The sequence below is a fragment of the Streptomyces nojiriensis genome (genome assembly GCF_017639205.1).
Lineage (GTDB): Bacteria > Actinomycetota > Actinomycetes > Streptomycetales > Streptomycetaceae > Streptomyces > Streptomyces nojiriensis.
In genome coordinates, this window is the sequence record NZ_CP071139.1 from 1,017,777 (window position 1) to 1,033,372 (window position 15,596).

Here is a 15,596-nt window from a genome sequence, read left to right on the forward strand (position 1 = left end):
AAGGTCTATCTCGACGGGGATCTGCTCAGCTGCCTGGCAAGCAGCGCGTCGAAGACACGTGTGGGCAGAGCGGTGGACAGGGCCACCCCCGCGCGTGCCTCCGCGCCCATGAGATAGACGGCCTTGGGTTGTCGCGCATAGAGCGCATGACGGGCGGCACGGGCGACCACCGACGGTGAGATGCTCCGTCCCGCCGCGGCGGAAGCCATGTATCGCCGCATGTTCTCCAGTGTGCTGCCGTACAACTCCTTCGCTCTCGTCGGCAGTCGGTCCGTCAAGCCCTGCACAGAATGGTCTGCCTTGCTCCAGATCGGGGTCGCCACCGCTCCGGGCACGAGGACGGACACGCGGATGTTCCATGGCCGCAGCTCGCGTCGCATCGACTCCGCCATGCCGTTCAGTGCGTGCTTTGACGCGGCGTAGGGTCCAAAGCAGGGTGCGGCGATGTGTCCTGCGATAGAGCTCGTGAAGAGTACGCGTCCGTCCCCGTGATCGCGGATCAGGTCAAGAACCGCCTGAGTCACGGCCAGCTGGCCGAAGACGTTGACCTCGAACTGGCGTCGCATCTCATCGATGGTCACGTATTCCAGGGGGCCGCCTGTCGCGGCGCCGGCGTTGTTCACCACTCCGCGGAGGCGCTGCCGGCCCAGGAGCCGGCGGATCGAATCGGCCGCCTCCGTGATCTGGCTGCCACTGGTGACGTCCAAGAGGATCTCGTGCACCGCACCTGGTAGTCCGTCGCCCTTCGGCGCGTCACCGGCCCTACGCACACCGGCGAATACGGTCACACTTCGCCCGGCGAGGTCCAGAGCGATTGCCCTGCCGATCCCACTGGATGTACCGGTGACGAAGACTGCTTCGTCTCTGGTTTCCTCGAGGTGCCGGCCAAAAGGTGAGTGACGCCTCACGCGGCGGCCTCCTCGACTGCTCATGAACAAAGAAGCGGAGTGAAACGGTTGCGAACAGTTACGTCACCATGATGAGCGAGAACCCACCTTTGCTCCCTTGTCCCCACCGGGAGCTCGTCGACTCATCACCCGAACGCACCACTGTCGCGCCGGTAGGCCGGCGAGCCGTTATACGGAATTCGGGTTAGACTGATGACATGCTGGTGATAGCCCTTTCCGCCATGCTGGCGTTCTTCGCCATAGCTCAACTGCGGATACTGGTCATTCATGCATATTCCCAGATGAAGGGTGTCGGGGGGCAGGCCATCGAACTCACCCGGCCGACCAGTTACTCCTGGCCGACGGTCGTGGTGCAACTCCCCATTTACCGAGAACACAAAGTTCTCAACCGACTCCTCACGGCGGTAACGAACCTCGACTATATGGATGGCCGACTCGCGGTGCAGGTTCTGGACGACTCCGAGGGGGAGGAGGCCGCGCTGGCCAAGGCCGTCGTCGACGCACATCGCCGAGGCTCCGTCCCGATCGAATACGTCCACAGGACAAGCCGCGACGGGTACAAGTCAGGGGCGCTCAACCACGGTATGCGGATGGCCGATTGCGACCTCGTGGCGATTTTCGACGCGGACTTCACACCTGATCGTGACTTCCTCGTCAAAACCGTGCCCCTGTTCGAGGATGCTCGCGTCGCTGCAGTCCATACGCGGTGGCGGCACCGCAACGGTCTTTCGTCCGCTCTGACGCTGTTCCAAGCGGCGGTCATCGACAGCCTGTTCTGCTTTTCGAGCGGGATCCGCCAGGCCAGGGGGGAGTCCACCATATATCTGGGGACCAGCGGGGTCTGGCGGAAGCGCACGATCGAAGAACTCGGCGGGTGGCACGAAGCACCGTTCACCGACGACGGCATCGACCTCAGCTTCCGTGCCCAGCTCGCGGGATGGTCGGTCGTCTTCGTCAACGAGGCATTGGCCACCAGCGACCTTCCCAGCACCTACCTCAGCTACAAAAACCAGCAACGCCGCTGGGCGCGCGCGGCATTCCGGCTCTTCCTCGACTATGGGAAGAAGGCGCTCAGTCCGCCACAGGGCAAGAGACGTCGATTTCTTGAGCTTTCTTCCTTGCACCTGGTTCTGGGTACACCGGTACTCGTCCTGACCGGAGTGCTCTCCAGTGCATACGTCGTTCTCGGGCTCCCCCGCACTCCGTACTGGGCGATCACCCAAGTCGGTCTCAGCGCGTTTCTCGTACTGTTCCCGCCGCTGCAGGAATGCGTGCTCTCGCAGAGAATTCTGTACGACGACTGGGCGCGGCGGTGTCTGCGTCTCCCACTGTCGTTGCCGCTCGCCATCGGCGTATCGGTCTCCATCCTGGCCGGCTTCCGGGACACGATCAAGCGAGACGAGCCGGAGTTCGTGAGAACCCCCAAGGAAGGGTCGTCGGGCATTATCCGGAAGAGCGAAGCGAAGTGGGTCGGAACCGCCTCGCGGATCGCATGGTGTGAACTGGGCCTGGGTGTCGCGTTCCTCTCGGCCGGGCTGCTGTCCGTCGTGCGCGGGTACGCCGAATCGTGTTTCCTGCTCTCGTCCCTGGCAGTGGCTTTCCTGGTCGCGAGTGCGAGGAGCGGATCGGAGATCCGACGAGCCGTTCACCGGCCGGCTACCCCAGCCCCCGCAGGCACATCAGATTGACCCGCCCGTTTCCCTGGCGACGGATCTCCCGCCGGATGGCGTCCCGGTCCTGGGGGAACGTCACCGGTCGAGGAGGGGGCCCCGCCAGGGAGACGTCGTCGAATCCGCATGCGGCCAGAGCCGCCCAGAACGAGTCGATCGACTCACCCGCAGCGGCCAGCGTCCGCTCGTTGAGCTCGATGATCAGAACCAGACCGGGATTTCGACGGCTCAGCTCCCGCATACCGGCCAACGCCGCGACCTCGTGCCCTTCAATGTCGATCTTGACCAGATCCACTCGTGGCCACAGACTCTGTTCGGCCCATGCGTCCAAGGTGGTGCACGCAACGGTCTCCCTCGGCCCCGGACCATCGCCGGCCGCCGAGGCCCGGTGGACGCTGGACAGCATGCTGTCGGGCGTGCCCGCGAACAGCGTCACTGCACCGACCGAATCTCCCACGGCACTCGGCACCACGTGGATCTCGCCGCCCACGTCGTTCTCCGCCACGTTTCTCCGGAGGATGGGGAGCAGTGCCGACGACGGCTCGAACGCCCAGACCGTGCTCGCCGCTCCGCCGAGGCGCGCGCACAGCAGCGTGAAGTAGCCGAGGTGCGCACCGACGTCCACGACCGACATGTTCGGCCTGACGAGGTGCCGGATGAGTGCCGCGACGTCGCGGTCGTGCATGCCCATCGCCAGCATCTGCAGGTGATACGAGGGGCGCCCTTCGTGGTAGAGCCGAAAGCCGTCGACCTCGACGGGGATCCCCGGATCCGTCAGAAGCGAGTGGGGAAACAGCCACCGGTGCAGGGGTGCGCCGAGTTCGGCAAGGAGTGGCGCAAGGGGACCAGAACGGTCGAACCACCAGGCTCCGGCTCGATGAACAGCGCGTACGCCGCGCAGAGTGAATGCGCGCAGCGGTGATGCGGGACGTGGCATGAGCGGACCTACCAAACCACGAGGGCAACGACAATGGGGGCGAGGACGATGTTCACCCCGTGTGTCGCCATGCAGAGCCACAGAGAGCCCGTCCGTGCGTGCACCCAGCACCAGATCATGCTCACGCCGAAAGCCCATACAAAGTATGCTGCGCCGGCCACATACGGGTATGCAGGCAAAAGGTAGACCAGTTGGGCCGAGTGGCGGAGTCCGAACAGGGTGGACGTGAGGACCGAAGCGATCGGCAGCGAGTAGCGCCCCAACAGCGAGCCTTGGAGGAATCCCCGGTAGAAGAGTTCCTCTCCGAACATGGGCCACAGTCCCAGGAAGACGTACACGATGATCAGCGCGAACCAGCTTCCATAACGCGCGGCGTACAGATCCGCGAACTTCCCATAGGTCGCGAGCAGGTTCCATGCGGGATCCCGCGTCTTGTCGAGGACGGTCATGGCGAGGCTGTAGAGAAGGATGAAGCCGCCGATGAACGCGATGGCGGCAGCAAACGGTCGGCCCTGCTTCGGAAGATGCGCCCGAATCTCAGGCCAGGGTCGGCCGGTGGGGCGAACCCGAAACCAAAGCGGGATGACAATGGCGAGGCACGCGTGAAACACAGGAAACGGCGCGTAGGGCCAGCCTTGCCATGACTCCGGAAGGGCGACCGCGGTGACCAGTACACCGATGCAGAGAACGGTGAGCGGGTGGAGTCCGCCGACGGGTGCGGTGGGTTCGGCGGCTTGCGCGTCCGGAACTGCGGGTCTCCTTACGTTCGCCATGGTCGCATCAGCTACTCCACGCTTGAGATGAAGCGGCGAACGGTCTCGTTGACGAATGAGTCGTCCACGTAGGTGATGAAGTGCTCACCACCTGGCTTGATGACCGCTGCGCCCGCGTTGGGAAGGAGCGCGGCCATGCGGCGTGCCTGGGCGACCGAGACGATGTGGTCGTTGTCGCCGGAGATGACCAGGCTCGGCACGTGAACCTCGCCCGGCGTCGGGCGATGCTCGGTCAGGTTGGGAAGAATGCTGTGCTTGAACAGCGCCGTCAACCGAAGGACGACCAGCGCCTCCTGGACGATCCACTCCGGTTTGATCTGGGTCCCTCCGACGAAGCGCCCGAGGAGTGTCGCAAACACGCGCGATGACACCACTCGCTCGATGGGAAGGTGTTCCAGCACCTTCAGCCAGAAGCCGTAGGGTTGCGGGAACCGGTAACGATCGGCCAGCCCGACGAAGACCATCGAGCGACACAACTCGGGGTGATGCTTGGCCAGATAATAGGCTGCCGCACCCGTGTCGCCCCACACGACGAAGTGCGCGCGGCTGATACCGAGGGCGGAGAGCAGGCTGCGGACCTCGTGGGCCCTGTCCTTGATGCCGACCCGCGTGTTCGTGCTGAGCAGCGGTTCATAGAGCACGACGCGGTGGTCGCGCTGGAACTCTGCGATTTGAGGTGCGTAGACGAAGTTCAGTTCGGCGACCATGGGCAGGAGTACGACGGCGTCCCCCTCTCCGCAGTCGAGTACGCGGAGTGTTCTGCCGTCGGGAAGCGTGACGGGGCGCATGGCCGCCGCGATCGCTCTTTGGTCCTCGGTCATCCTCGTGCGAAGCGAGTCCGAGACGGGAGGTCTCACCCATGTGCGCGCGTCAGTCATTGCACCCCGCCTCACCGGGCAGGAGCTCGATTGCCGCTGCGCCGCAGGAGAACCCGAGGCCGAAGGCGAGAAGCAACAGCCTTTGCCCTGGACGGAGTAGGCCTTCGTCTCTGGCCAGAGAGAGATTCACCAACAGGCTGGCCGGGCCCATGTTCCCCAGGCGGCTGGCAGGCATCGGAAAAATCTCCGGCCGGAAGCCCAGAGCCTCGATGAGAACGTGCAGCATGCGAACGTTCGGCTGGTGGGAGATGACGAGGTGGACGTCGTCGTGGCACCACCCGGCTTCTTCGAGTACACGGGAAACCAGGGGAGGGATGACGCGTACCCCCGTACGAACCAGGCCAGAGCCGTCCATGTCGTAGAAACCCGCTTGCACGCTGACCCCTTCGGGGCCGGCGTTGTAGCCGAGTACCGGGATGCTCCCGAGGGCCGCATGGTCGGCGTGAGTCAGCCACTGAATGCTCATGACCTTCGCCGACATGCCCTGTGACGTGGTGTGCCGCTCGACCACGACCGCGCCCGCACCAGCGCCGAAGAGCCCGACCGTGCCCCTGTCCTCCGAGCTGATGATCGGCAGGAAATCCACACTCGACGAGATGACGGCCCGACTGCAACGATTGCTCGACAACATGAGCGCAGCCATCTCGAACATGGCCACAGGTTCAGCGCACACTCCGTCAACGGAGAGCACTCGTAGACCCTTGAGCCCCAGCGCATTCGCCAAGATGACCCCGGACGGCGGGGTGAAGGCCGTCAGGCCGTTCTGGACGTGGAGGAGAACCGTTTCGGGGCCCAACATGTCAGGTTTCAGCCCACTTGACTGGAGAGCCGACTCGACCGCGGACACCGCCAGCGTGAGTACGTCCTCTCCTTCCCCGCAAACCCGTCGTTCATCAATCCCTGTTCGCTTCGTGAACCAATCCGTGGACAGCCCCATCGAAACAGCCAAGCCGGTGTTCGAGACAATCCTGGAGCCGACGGCATGACCGGTGCCTGAAATACTGAACTGCTCGAGCACGACCTCACTCCTTCGGGTGGAAATTGGTCCGGCATCCGGCCAGGAGAAGCGAGCTACATCTGACCTGTGAAGGTGTGGCTGGCCCAAGGCTACGTCCGGTGCAATTGATCCGCGACTCGCTGCTGGTCCATTCGGTATATGTAGAAGCTGCTGTACGTAAAGGACCGGTCCTGCGCGAAGAGCCGGTGGGCGAGATCCTCCTCGCTGACCACCGCACTTCGGAGCTCCGGCGGGACAGGAAGTGAGCGTACGGCGGAACGGTAGATGAAGCGGCCGCCTGGCGTACCAGCCCTGAGCACGCTGCGCACCGTCGCATGGCGGGACTCCCGGCTCATCCAGTCGAATATGTCCAGAAGGTTGAACTTGTCGACCGACGACTCGGGCAATGAATCGAGGTACTCGGTGAGCCAGGCCGTGACGTTGACTACGCGATCGGCCGTTTGCTTCAGGGTGTCGAAGTTCCGTTCGAGGAGGTAGGGAGGAACGCTCTCCGCGTCCAGGTATGCGCCCAAAAATGCCTGGGCGATGAAATAGTTGTCACGTATCGGGACGGTGGTCAGTACATATTCCATGCGATCGCGTATGTATCGCCCTATGCCATGACGGTCTTGAATCAGGTCGTACTGGGAGGGGTGCATGCCGGCGCAGGCAAGTACCCAGCGGGAGCCGAGGATTTTGAGTACCGACCCGCGCAACAACCGCGGGTGGATCTCGCGGTAATAGAAATCGCGCTGGTCATCGATGTCGCCGACCTCGAAGAACTGACGTATCCGTCGCTCTCCGAGTTGCCATCGCATATAGCGGCGAATCCACTTCAAGAAGAACCCCAGCTTGCCCTGGGCAAGTATCCCGCGTTCCAGTACCCGAGTGTTGCTGTCCCAGTAATTTCGTGCGCCATCAGGCAACTTGGCTCGCAGTGCTCGCCGGTAGATGTCCACGGCCTCCGTGCTGCCACAGGACGTGAGGAGAGAGCAGAAGTCGGCATGGTCAAGGTGTCGGACGCCTGCCAGCTTGAGGTCGAGCAGGTACGTCTGAGCGGGGTTGGGGTCGACGCAGATGAGCCGGCGGGGCCGTAGGCAGAGGAGGTTCAGGCAGTTGCAGCCACCCGACGTGATGGACAGAACGGTGTCCTGGTCCGCCGATATGCGGAGCGCCTCACGATCGAGAAGCGGATCCTCCCAGGACTGGTTGAATACCAACCCGCGGAAGTAGGTGCGTTCTATCAGTCGATTGAGCGTGCTCTTCATAACGCGAGCCCCATCGCCGGCCTGGTCCTGTCGAGATGGGGCAGTAGCACCCATTGCCCCTACTGCCCAACCCCTCCCTGTTGGCTGCATTTGTCACCAAATGCTACTCCGAGTGACTCTTGTTCGCTCCTTGACGCGGCGGTCGCCACCCTGCCGCCCTGTTTCCGGGCGTCCTGGACGCACCGGGCCCGAGGTCTCCTGGCTGACGGCACCCCCGACCTGGCGGATGTGGAGTGGGCCGAAGTGCGCGCGGTGGTGCCGGCGTCAAATGGCCAGCGCTGACCGCTGATTGCTCTTTCGTCCGGCTGACCTCTCTCGGTCTGCTCGGTGAGCATTCCGTACGAGCCGAGAGAGGTCCTCGGGACGCCGCCGACCGCCTACGTCGCCTACCCCCCTGACTCCGCCGGACCGCCCGGTGGACCAGTCGGAGTCCGCTTGGCGTCGCCGACCTTAGGCCGTATCTTTCGGATCTTGCCGGCCGAGCCCGCGGCGTCCGATGCCGTGCCTGGCAAGGCGGAGGGGCGCCCGTGTACTGGACGTACTTGGGTGCCCCGACAACGCGGCCAGGTGCGGTGCCGGGCGTCGCGGGCCCGGCAAGATCCGAAAGAGACGGCCTAGGTGGCCGAAGGCCTGGCCCAGCCACTGGAGCGCGTTCGGCCGTTCCACCGCCTTGGGACCACTTCTTGATCACCGTCTTCGGCGAGTTCCCTCACATCCGAGGGGAATCGGAATCGAAGCAGAAGTGAAGTCTCTTTCCAGTGCTTCGACGCGTGCGGCCGAGTCGACCAAGTCGGCATTTGTCACTGATAGTGGCCGGCCAGGTACGTAGTGTCCGTGTTTGTCTGCCTTCAATAGAGAAGGCGCTATTGTGTCGTAATGCCGTCTCGTCATGGCGGCTCGGTATCAGTGGAGTGGATCATGCCTACCAGCAGTTCCTCGCAACCCCAGCGGGAGAGAGCAGGGACCGAAGCCGGCGCCCGAGCTCTGAGCAAGAGCCATCTGGCCGCATTGCTGGCAGCAGCTGGTCTCACCTACGCATTGGACCTGGGCAGCAAGTTCCTGGCCGTCTCGCGGTTGGAGAACCACGAGCCCGTCGGCGTTTTCGGCCGCGTGCTCACTCTCCAGGTGATACGCAACTCGGGCGCGGCGTTCAGTATGGGCCAGGCGGTCACTGCTGTGTTCACGGCGATCACGCTCGCGGTCGTCGTGGTCATCGTGCGTGCCTCACGCAAGCTCCACAGCCTCCCGTGGGCTCTCGCCCTGGGCCTGCTGTTGGGGGGTGCACTCGGCAATCTGACCGACCGGATCTTCCGGGCGCCCGGGGTCTTCCGAGGGCACGTCGTCGACTTCATCTCTGTTCAGCACTTCGCGATCTTCAATCTCGCCGACTCGGCAATTGTCTGCGGGGGAGCCCTGATGATCCTCCTTTCGTTCTTGGGCGTTTCCCTGGAAGGAACCGCCCCGCAAGGCCGCCGGGACAGCGGCATCGTCGTCCCGGGGTGACACGCATCCCCACCGCGTAGCAGATCCTGGAACCGCACCCCACCGGGCCTTGACCCCTGATCTTGAACACGTCTATGCGGCTTGGGCCCCGCCGACGGGTCGTCGGCCGGGGAAGCAGGATCTACGTCCAGGCCGAGCCGTTCACCGCGTGGGGCGCAAGGAACTTGCCACCGAGGACCTGCTGCGGCGCGATGCCGGTGTGGGGGTCGGCGCCGGCATCGGGTGAGCGCCGGCGGGGTCAGACGGCGGCCCAGCGGTCCGTGATCAGCGCGGCCTGCTCCCGCAGCGCCTCGATCAGTTCCTGGGCGGCGCCGGCCGACGTGGACCGCAGTACGGCGACGCTGATCTCCCGGGCGAGATCGGGGCGGGCCAGGGGGCGGACCACCAGGTCGGGCCTGGGATGCCCCAGCGCGAGCCGCGGGACCAGGGCCACGCCCGTCCCCGCGGCCACGAGGCCTTGGACCACCGCGTAGTCGTCGGTACGCATCACGTGCAGGGGCTCGTACCCCTCCTGGCCGCACGCCCAGGCCAGCACGCGGTCGCAGGGGTCGTGCGGATCGGCGGCGCCCACCCACGCGGTGTCGCGCAGTTCACCGAGGGACACCTCCTCCCGCGCCGCGCACGGGTGGTCCTGCGGCATGACCAGCAGCAGCGGATCGGACAGGAGCGGGTGGACTTCGAAGTCCTCGTCGAGGTCGAGGCTGTCGCCCGGCTGCGAGAAGACGAGGGCGGCGTGGAGCTCTTTGGCCCGCAACCCGCGCAGCAGCAGGGGGAGCTCTCCTTCGGTGAGCGAGATGTGGACCCCCTGCTGGTGGAGGCGCTTGACCGCGGGGGCCAGGAGCAGGGCGCCCGCCGTGGGGAACGTGCCGATGTGGAGCGTGCGCATACCGCGCTCGGCGAGGTTGCGCACCTCCAGCTCGGCGTGGCGCAGGCGGTCGAGTACGGCTTCGGCGTGCGGCAGCAGGGCTTCGCCGAGTTCGGTCAGTGTGGCGCCGCGCGGTCCGCGCTGGACGAGCCGGGCGTTGACGTGCGCTTCCAGGGCGGCCAGGTGGTGGGTGATCGTGGGCTGGCTGTAGTGCAGTGCCCGGCCCGCTGCGGCGAGCGAGCCCTCCTGCGCGATGGAGCGGAGTACCTGGAGCTGCCTGACGTCGAGCATATAGACATCGTATGGAGGGGTAACGAAAAATCCACCATTCCTCAATGGCTGGACGGCTGCCACGCTCCGGGGGTGAACATCAGAACGACCGATCAGCGCATCCCCTCCCCCACCCGTCCTGGCATCGGCCAGCTGTCCGCCCCCTACGCCGATGCCGTGCTGGGCCATGCGGGACGGGACTGGCTGAGACTGAACGTCCCCGGTCATGCGGCGGCCCCCGGATCGGATCTCGCCGGTTTCCTCGGCCCGCGGATCACGGCCCTGGACTTCCCGCCGCTGCTCGACGGCATCGACCTCGGCCGGGACACCCCGCTGGACCGGGCGCAGTCGCTTGCTGCGGAGGCCTGGGGCGCGCGGCGCACCTGGTTCCTGACGAACGGCGCTTCGCAGGGCAATCAGATCGCCTCGATGGTCGCCCCCGTCCTGGGACGCACGCTCGTCGTCCAGCGCAGTGTGCACTCCAGCGTGATCGACGGGCTGGTGCTGTCGGGCATGGACGCCGTCTTCGTCCAGCCGTCCGTCGACCCGGAGCAGGGCATCGCCCACGGGGTGACCGCCGCGGACGTGGCGGCGGCGCTCGCCCGGACACCGGGCGCGGCCGCCGTGTACATCGTGTCCCCGAGCTACTTCGGCGCGGTGGCCGACGTACGGGCCCTCGCGGACACCGCCCACGCCGCCGGGGTGCCGCTGATCGTCGACGAGGCGTGGGGATCGCACTTCGGCTTCCACCCCGCCCTGCCCGCGAACGCCCTCTCCCTGGGCGCCGACCTGGTGACTTCGAGTACGCACAAGTTGGCGGGCAGCCTGACGCAGTCGGCGATGCTCCATCTGGCGGAGGGCCCCTTCGCGGACCTGCTGGAGCCGCTGGTGGACCGGGCGTTCCGGCTCGTGCAGTCCACCAGCGCGAGTGCGCTGCTGACCGCGTCGCTCGATCTTGCCCGAAGGAGTCTGGTCACCGGCGCCGACGCGACGGGCGGCTCGGTCGGGGCCGCGGACAGGGTGCGGGGCGTCGTTCGCGCGCTGGGCCGCTTCACCGTGGTGAGCGACGGGTTCCGCGCCTTCCCCGACATCGTCCGGGCCGACCCGCTGCGCATCGCGATCGACACCCGCGCCGGCGGGATCACGGGCCACGAGGCCAGGCGCCGGCTCTTCCGGGACCATCAGGTCATGGTCGAAGTGGCGACCGACGCGGCGATCGTCGCCGTGATCGGCGCGGGGTCCGTGCCCGACACCGACCGGTTCGTGGAAGCGCTGCACACCCTGCCCTCCCCGCTCACCACCGGCTCGGCCGGCGCCACCGGCGGCATGCCGCGGCTGCCGGCTCCGGGGGCCACCAAGCTCACCGCCCGCGAGGCGTTCCTGAGCCCGGCCGTGGTCGTGGCCGCGCAGGAGGCCGTCGGGCGGATCTCCGCGGACACCCTGGCGGCGTACCCGCCGGGGATCCCCAACGTCCTGCCCGGCGAAGTCATCACCGCCGAGGCCGTCCGGTTCCTCCAGCGGACCGCGGCCGCGCCGAACGGCCATGTCCGCGGCGCGCTCGACCTGGGCGTGACGCGCCTGCGCGTCGTCGCCTGAGACACCGGGCCCGTCCCGGCGTTCGCGCACACCGTCCCCGAGAGAGAGCGCAGCCATGGCCGTACGCATACCGACCCGGCGGACGATCGCCGCCGCCGTCGCCACCACCACCGTCACCCTGCTGCTGGGTGCCTGCGGGGACCGGACCGATGCCGGCGGAGGCGGTGGAGCCGGCGGCACCGGCGGCGCGAAGAGCGACGCCCCGCTGTTCGCCGAGCTGCCCGCGGACATCCGGCGGGCCGGTGTCATCAAGGTCGGCACGGACGCCACGTACGCTCCGATGGAGTTCACGGAGAACGGAAAGATCGTCGGCGTCGACCCGGACGTCGCCGAGGCGCTCGGCAAGCAGCTCGGCGTGGAGTTCGTCTTCACGAGCGGCACCTTCGACAGCCTCGTCACCTCCCTCAACTCCGGACGGCAGGACATCGTGATGTCGTCGATGAGCGACACCACGGCCCGCCAGCAGGGTCTGGACGACAAGGGCCAGAAGACCGGCAACGGCGTCGACTTCGTCGACTACTTCGTCGCGGGCTCCGTGGTGTACGTCCGGAAGGGCAATCCCCAGCAGATCAAATCCATCGCCGACCTGTGCGGAAGGAAGGCCGCCGTGCAGCGGGCACCACCTTCGAGGAGGTGGCCAAGGCCCGGTCGAAGGAGTGCGAGGCCGCCGGGAAGCCGGGCATCTCGATCGAGTCCTTCCCGACCGACGCCGAGGCCCAGACCCGCGTCAGGGCGGGCGGCGCCGTGGCCGGGGTCAACGACTACCCGGTGGCCGCCTACCTGGCCCTCAAGGCCGACGGCGGAAACGCCTTCGAGATCGTCGGCAACCAGATCGAGGCCGGCCCCTTCGGCATCGCCGTGGCCAAGGACAGGACCGCACTGCGCGACGCCCTCAGGGCGGCACTGGCGGCGATCATCGAGGACGGTTCGTACAGGAAGGCGCTCGACAAGTGGGGTGCGGGCACGGGCGCCGTGGCCTCGGCGGACGTCAACACCGGCTCCTGACCACCGACGACACGGGCACACGTCCCGCCGGGGCGGCGCTCGCCCCGGCGGGAGGTCCCTCACGATGTCCGCGCTGCCCTAGGCCGTCTCTTTCGGATCTTGTCGGCCGAGCCCGCGGCGTCCGGTGCCGTGCCTGGCAAGGCCGAGGGGTGCCTGTGTACTGGACGTACTCGGGCGCCCCGACAACGCGGCCGGGTGCGGTGCCGGGCGTCGCGGGCCCGGCAAGATCCGGAAGAGACGGCCTAGCCCAGCAGTCGGCGCTTCTGCTCCGCGAACTCCGTCTCGGTCAGCACGCCCTGTTCCTTGAGGGTGCTGAGCTGCTTCAGCTGCTCGATCTTGGTGGTCATGTCGTCGGCCGGCGGCTCCGCGGCGGGCGGCGGCGGGGGCGGCGGCGGTGCCGCCGCCTGCTGCTGCTGGGCCTGCTGCTGGGCGTCCTGCTGCGCCCAGCGGCCGCCCTGGCGGCGGGACACTCGGTTGGACACCGCCGTGGCGGTGCCCGCGACGACGGCGGTGCGGGCGACCCCGCGAAGAAGTCCGGGCATGATGCTCATCTCCAGGCTGTGTGGCTACTCTCCGGCGGCGGGGTCCTCCAGGGCGTCCAGCGACGCCAGCAGGGCCTGCACGGGAATCCGTCCGGCGGCGACGAGCTGCGCTCCGCCGCGTCGCAGGGCACGGGCGAAAGGCGCCGCCCAGGTGTTCTCGTACACGATGACCCCGGCCGAGCTGCCCGGTTCCAGGGCGGCGGCGGCCTCCTGGATGTCGCCGCCGTCGAGCAGGCCGGACGACGCCCCTTCGAACACGGTGAGGTCGACTTCGCCGCCACCGAGGTCCTGGAGCTCCAGCGCGGTCACCGTGCCGTCCTCCTCCTTGCGGATGAAGGCGAAGTCGAAGATGCGGATGATGCCCCGGTCGACGAGGTCGACGAGGATCGGGAGCCCCTCCCCCGTCATTCGGTTGCCCGGGAACTCGACCACGATGTAGTCGACCGGGCCGAGTTCGTCGATGTCGCCGATGTCGCCGAAATCGGCTCGCGGCTCGGTCTCGCTGCTCATGGCAGCTCCTGTCGGAGAGGGGGGAAGGTCTTTTCATTCCAGCACGCTGCCCGCTCCCCCGCACGTCTGGCCGGTCCGGCCGGTCCAGCCGGCCGGTCAGCCGGTCAGCCGGTCAGCTCGTAGATGCTCTGCGCGGTCAGCCACAGGCCGAGCAGCAGGCAGACGAACACGATGGCCTCGTCCTTGTGCCCCTCCATCCACGCGCGCATCCGCAGCAGCCGGGCCTGTGCGGCCTCCGGTGCGAACACCATGTACAGCTCCGCGGCCAGCAGGCCGGAGCTGGCCAGCAGGCAGAAGCCGAAGAGCGCGATGAACGTGGTCGCGTGCGAGGTGTCGGCCTCGATCACGGTCGTCGCACCCGCCGCGACCATGCCCCACGGCTGGATCAGCACGGCCAGGCCCGCCGCGGCCCACACCGAGCCGACGTCCACGTGGGAGGGCTTCGGGGCGGTGTCCCGGGCGGCCTTCAGCTTCCTGCGGCGGTAGCGGCGCACCCCGTAGACCACCAGTCCCACCCCGATGGCCAGCTTGAGCGCGAGCGCCGCCACGCCCGGCGGGGAACGCGGCGACGGAGGCTCGCCGCCGGTCAGCGCCAGCACGATCGCGATCACCGCGACGAGGTTGGCCAGCCACGCCAGGATGAAGGCCAGCCCCTTCCACACTCCTCTGGGCGAGGACACCACGAGGATGAACGCCATCATGGGCAGCGGGTAGAGGGCGATGGCCAACGCGATGAGCATGAGGTCGAGGACCATGGCGCCCCAATCGTGCGACGACATACGACACTACGCACCGGACCGGGCTCCGACACCTTTTGCCCATCGAGATGCCGCCCTGCTCTTCGTCCACCAACCTGGACCAAGACGAAGGAGGCCCGCCATGACGACGACCCGGCATCCGCCGTCCGTGCCGTACGCCGCTGCGGGCCGCTGATGTGGTCGGAGCGCAAGGCACGGTGGCGCGAGCGCTCCCGGGAGCTGGCCGCGGCCGCCAAACGGACGCAGGAGCGGGCCGAGACCCGGTTCCCCGTGATCACCCATGTCACGGAGCGCATGATCGGCGTGAACATCTTCGACTCCGCCACGCGACTGGCCGCCCAGTGCTTCCTGACCGCCGTGCCCCTGCTCTTCGTCGTCGCCTCGTTCGCCCCGGAGGCGGTACGCGACCAGCTGGTCTCCTCCGTACGCACGATGTTCGGGCTCACCGGTCAGGCGAGCGATCAGCTGGGCGACGTGTTCGACCACTCCGGCGAGGAGGACATCCGCAACGCCGTGGGAGCGGTCGGCGCCGTGATCGTGCTGCTGTCGGCGACCGCCGTGAGCCGTGCCATGCAGCGGCTGTGCAAACGCGCCTGGCAGATCCCGCGGGGCGGGACGCGGGTCGCGATCTGGCGCTGGTTCGCCTGGATCCTCGCCTGGCTGGTCCTGCTGATCTTCCAGGGTCCGGTCCGTGACGGATTCGGACTCGGCCTGTGGCTCGGGATCCCCCTCACGCTCCTCCTCCAGACGCTGGCGTGGTGGTGGAGCCAGCACCTGCTGCTGGGCGGGCTGATCGCGTGGCCCCCGCTGCTGCCCGGCGCGCTCCTCACCGCCGCCGCGGTGACCGCGCTGTCGCTGGGCGCGCGGGTCTACATGCCGATCGCCCTCAACCGGTCGCTCGACACGTACGGGTCCACCGGCTCGGTGTTCGTCGTCCTGTCGTGGCTGATCGTGCTGTGCGTGGCGGTCGCCGTCGGCATCACCCTGGGCGCCGCGCTGGCGCAGGAGCCGTACCTGGCGCGGCGGCTGGGCAGCCCGGTGCCGAGCGGGCTGCGGCAGGAGAGTCCCTGAGGGACCGCACGGGCGCCCGTGGGGCATCGGCGCGGGGCCGGTGCG

Annotated in this window: 14 protein-coding genes and 1 pseudogene; 5 read left to right on the forward strand and 10 right to left on the reverse strand. The window is 67.4% G+C overall.

All coding sequences use genetic code 11. From position 1 onward, the window contains the following. Window positions 1-5: 5 nt before the first annotated feature. Entirely contained in the window at window positions 6-932 is a 927-nt protein-coding gene (locus tag JYK04_RS04980; protein ID WP_229876153.1) for an SDR family NAD(P)-dependent oxidoreductase, read from the reverse strand. Window positions 933-1,105: 173 nt separating this feature from the next. On the opposite strand from JYK04_RS04980, the gene JYK04_RS04985 reads away from it, so the two are divergent. Next, the gene (locus JYK04_RS04985) at window positions 1,106-2,596 is read left to right on the forward strand and encodes a glycosyltransferase (protein WP_189742209.1); all 1,491 of its coding nucleotides are present in this window, start codon (window positions 1,106-1,108) and stop codon (window positions 2,594-2,596) included. Here the strand turns inward: JYK04_RS04985 and JYK04_RS04990 are convergent. The 5 genes from JYK04_RS04990 to JYK04_RS05010 all read right to left on the reverse strand — a co-directional run bounded on the left by JYK04_RS04990 (window position 2,565) and on the right by JYK04_RS05010 (window position 7,431). Beyond that, the gene (locus JYK04_RS04990; protein WP_189742212.1) at window positions 2,565-3,278 is read right to left on the reverse strand and encodes an FkbM family methyltransferase; all 714 of its coding nucleotides are present in this window, start codon (window positions 3,276-3,278) and stop codon (window positions 2,565-2,567) included. The two genes, JYK04_RS04985 and JYK04_RS04990, sit on opposite strands and share 32 nt — an antisense overlap. 245 nt (window positions 3,279-3,523) lie before the next feature. Further along, complete coding sequence (locus JYK04_RS04995; protein ID WP_189742215.1) at window positions 3,524-4,288, reverse strand: CPBP family intramembrane glutamic endopeptidase; 765 nt, start codon at window positions 4,286-4,288, stop codon at window positions 3,524-3,526. Window positions 4,289-4,299: 11 nt separating this feature from the next. After that, window positions 4,300-4,995, reverse strand: coding sequence for an alpha/beta fold hydrolase (locus JYK04_RS05000; RefSeq protein ID WP_189742217.1), 696 nt, complete (start codon window positions 4,993-4,995; stop codon window positions 4,300-4,302). A gap of 163 nt (window positions 4,996-5,158) precedes the next feature. After that, complete coding sequence (locus JYK04_RS05005; protein WP_189742220.1) at window positions 5,159-6,184, reverse strand: 3-oxoacyl-ACP synthase III family protein; 1,026 nt, start codon at window positions 6,182-6,184, stop codon at window positions 5,159-5,161. Window positions 6,185-6,273: 89 nt separating this feature from the next. Then, on the reverse strand, window positions 6,274-7,431 hold the full coding sequence (locus tag JYK04_RS05010) for a BtaA family protein (protein ID WP_189742222.1): 1,158 nt from the start codon (window positions 7,429-7,431) through the stop codon (window positions 6,274-6,276). A gap of 918 nt (window positions 7,432-8,349) precedes the next feature. On the opposite strand from JYK04_RS05010, the gene lspA reads away from it, so the two are divergent. Beyond that, a complete protein-coding gene (lspA, locus tag JYK04_RS05015) occupies window positions 8,350-8,934 on the forward strand; it encodes a signal peptidase II (protein ID WP_229876165.1) in 585 nt (194 codons plus the stop codon). 238 nt (window positions 8,935-9,172) lie between these two features. Here the strand turns inward: lspA and JYK04_RS05020 are convergent, their stop codons facing one another. After that, entirely contained in the window at window positions 9,173-10,090 is a 918-nt protein-coding gene (locus tag JYK04_RS05020; RefSeq protein WP_189742228.1) for a LysR family transcriptional regulator, read from the reverse strand. A 72-nt stretch (window positions 10,091-10,162) separates the two neighbouring features. Here JYK04_RS05020 and JYK04_RS05025 point away from each other — a divergent pair, with 72 nt between their 5' ends. Then, a complete protein-coding gene (locus JYK04_RS05025) occupies window positions 10,163-11,665 on the forward strand; it encodes an aminotransferase class I/II-fold pyridoxal phosphate-dependent enzyme (RefSeq protein WP_229876178.1) in 1,503 nt (500 codons plus the stop codon). Between the two features lie 55 nt (window positions 11,666-11,720). Further along, a pseudogene (locus JYK04_RS05030) lies at window positions 11,721-12,670 on the forward strand (ABC transporter substrate-binding protein). A 242-nt stretch (window positions 12,671-12,912) separates the two neighbouring features. On the opposite strand, the gene JYK04_RS05035 reads toward JYK04_RS05030, so the two are convergent. The 3 genes from JYK04_RS05035 to JYK04_RS05045 form a co-directional block, all read right to left on the reverse strand. Beyond that, window positions 12,913-13,212 carry an SHOCT domain-containing protein gene (locus tag JYK04_RS05035; protein WP_189742231.1) on the reverse strand — a complete coding sequence of 100 codons (300 nt, stop codon included), beginning with the start codon at window positions 13,210-13,212 and terminating at the stop codon, window positions 12,913-12,915. Between the two features lie 24 nt (window positions 13,213-13,236). Next, window positions 13,237-13,722: a DUF6325 family protein gene (locus JYK04_RS05040; RefSeq protein ID WP_189742234.1), complete on the reverse strand. Its 486-nt coding sequence runs from the start codon at window positions 13,720-13,722 to the stop codon at window positions 13,237-13,239. A 104-nt stretch (window positions 13,723-13,826) separates the two neighbouring features. Further along, a complete protein-coding gene (locus JYK04_RS05045; protein WP_189742746.1) occupies window positions 13,827-14,477 on the reverse strand; it encodes a GAP family protein in 651 nt (216 codons plus the stop codon). Between the two features lie 177 nt (window positions 14,478-14,654). On the opposite strand from JYK04_RS05045, the gene JYK04_RS05050 reads away from it, so the two are divergent. Continuing rightward, window positions 14,655-15,551 carry a YhjD/YihY/BrkB family envelope integrity protein gene (locus tag JYK04_RS05050; RefSeq protein ID WP_189742237.1) on the forward strand — a complete coding sequence of 299 codons (897 nt, stop codon included), beginning with the start codon at window positions 14,655-14,657 and terminating at the stop codon, window positions 15,549-15,551. Window positions 15,552-15,596 lie beyond the last annotated feature (45 nt).

Excerpts from the sequence above, each read along its gene's own strand:
- JYK04_RS04980 (WP_229876153.1), bottom strand. The coding sequence starts at position 932 with ATGAGCAGTCGAGGAGGCCGCCGCGTGAGGCGTCACTCACCTTTTGGC.
- JYK04_RS04985 (WP_189742209.1), top strand. The coding sequence starts at position 1,106 with ATGCTGGTGATAGCCCTTTCCGCCATGCTGGCGTTCTTCGCCATAGCT.
- JYK04_RS04990 (WP_189742212.1), bottom strand. The coding sequence starts at position 3,278 with ATGCTGGCGATGGGCATGCACGACCGCGACGTCGCGGCACTCATCCGG.
- JYK04_RS04995 (WP_189742215.1), bottom strand. The coding sequence starts at position 4,288 with ATGGCGAACGTAAGGAGACCCGCAGTTCCGGACGCGCAAGCCGCCGAA.
- JYK04_RS05000 (WP_189742217.1), bottom strand. The coding sequence starts at position 4,995 with ATGGTCGCCGAACTGAACTTCGTCTACGCACCTCAAATCGCAGAGTTC.
- JYK04_RS05010 (WP_189742222.1), bottom strand. The coding sequence starts at position 7,431 with ATGAAGAGCACGCTCAATCGACTGATAGAACGCACCTACTTCCGCGGG.
- lspA (WP_229876165.1), top strand. The coding sequence starts at position 8,350 with ATGCCTACCAGCAGTTCCTCGCAACCCCAGCGGGAGAGAGCAGGGACC.
- JYK04_RS05020 (WP_189742228.1), bottom strand. The coding sequence starts at position 10,090 with ATGCTCGACGTCAGGCAGCTCCAGGTACTCCGCTCCATCGCGCAGGAG.
- JYK04_RS05035 (WP_189742231.1), bottom strand. The coding sequence starts at position 13,212 with ATGCCCGGACTTCTTCGCGGGGTCGCCCGCACCGCCGTCGTCGCGGGC.
- JYK04_RS05040 (WP_189742234.1), bottom strand. The coding sequence starts at position 13,722 with ATGAGCAGCGAGACCGAGCCGCGAGCCGATTTCGGCGACATCGGCGAC.
- JYK04_RS05045 (WP_189742746.1), bottom strand. The coding sequence starts at position 14,477 with ATGGTCCTCGACCTCATGCTCATCGCGTTGGCCATCGCCCTCTACCCG.
- JYK04_RS05050 (WP_189742237.1), top strand. The coding sequence starts at position 14,655 with ATGTGGTCGGAGCGCAAGGCACGGTGGCGCGAGCGCTCCCGGGAGCTG.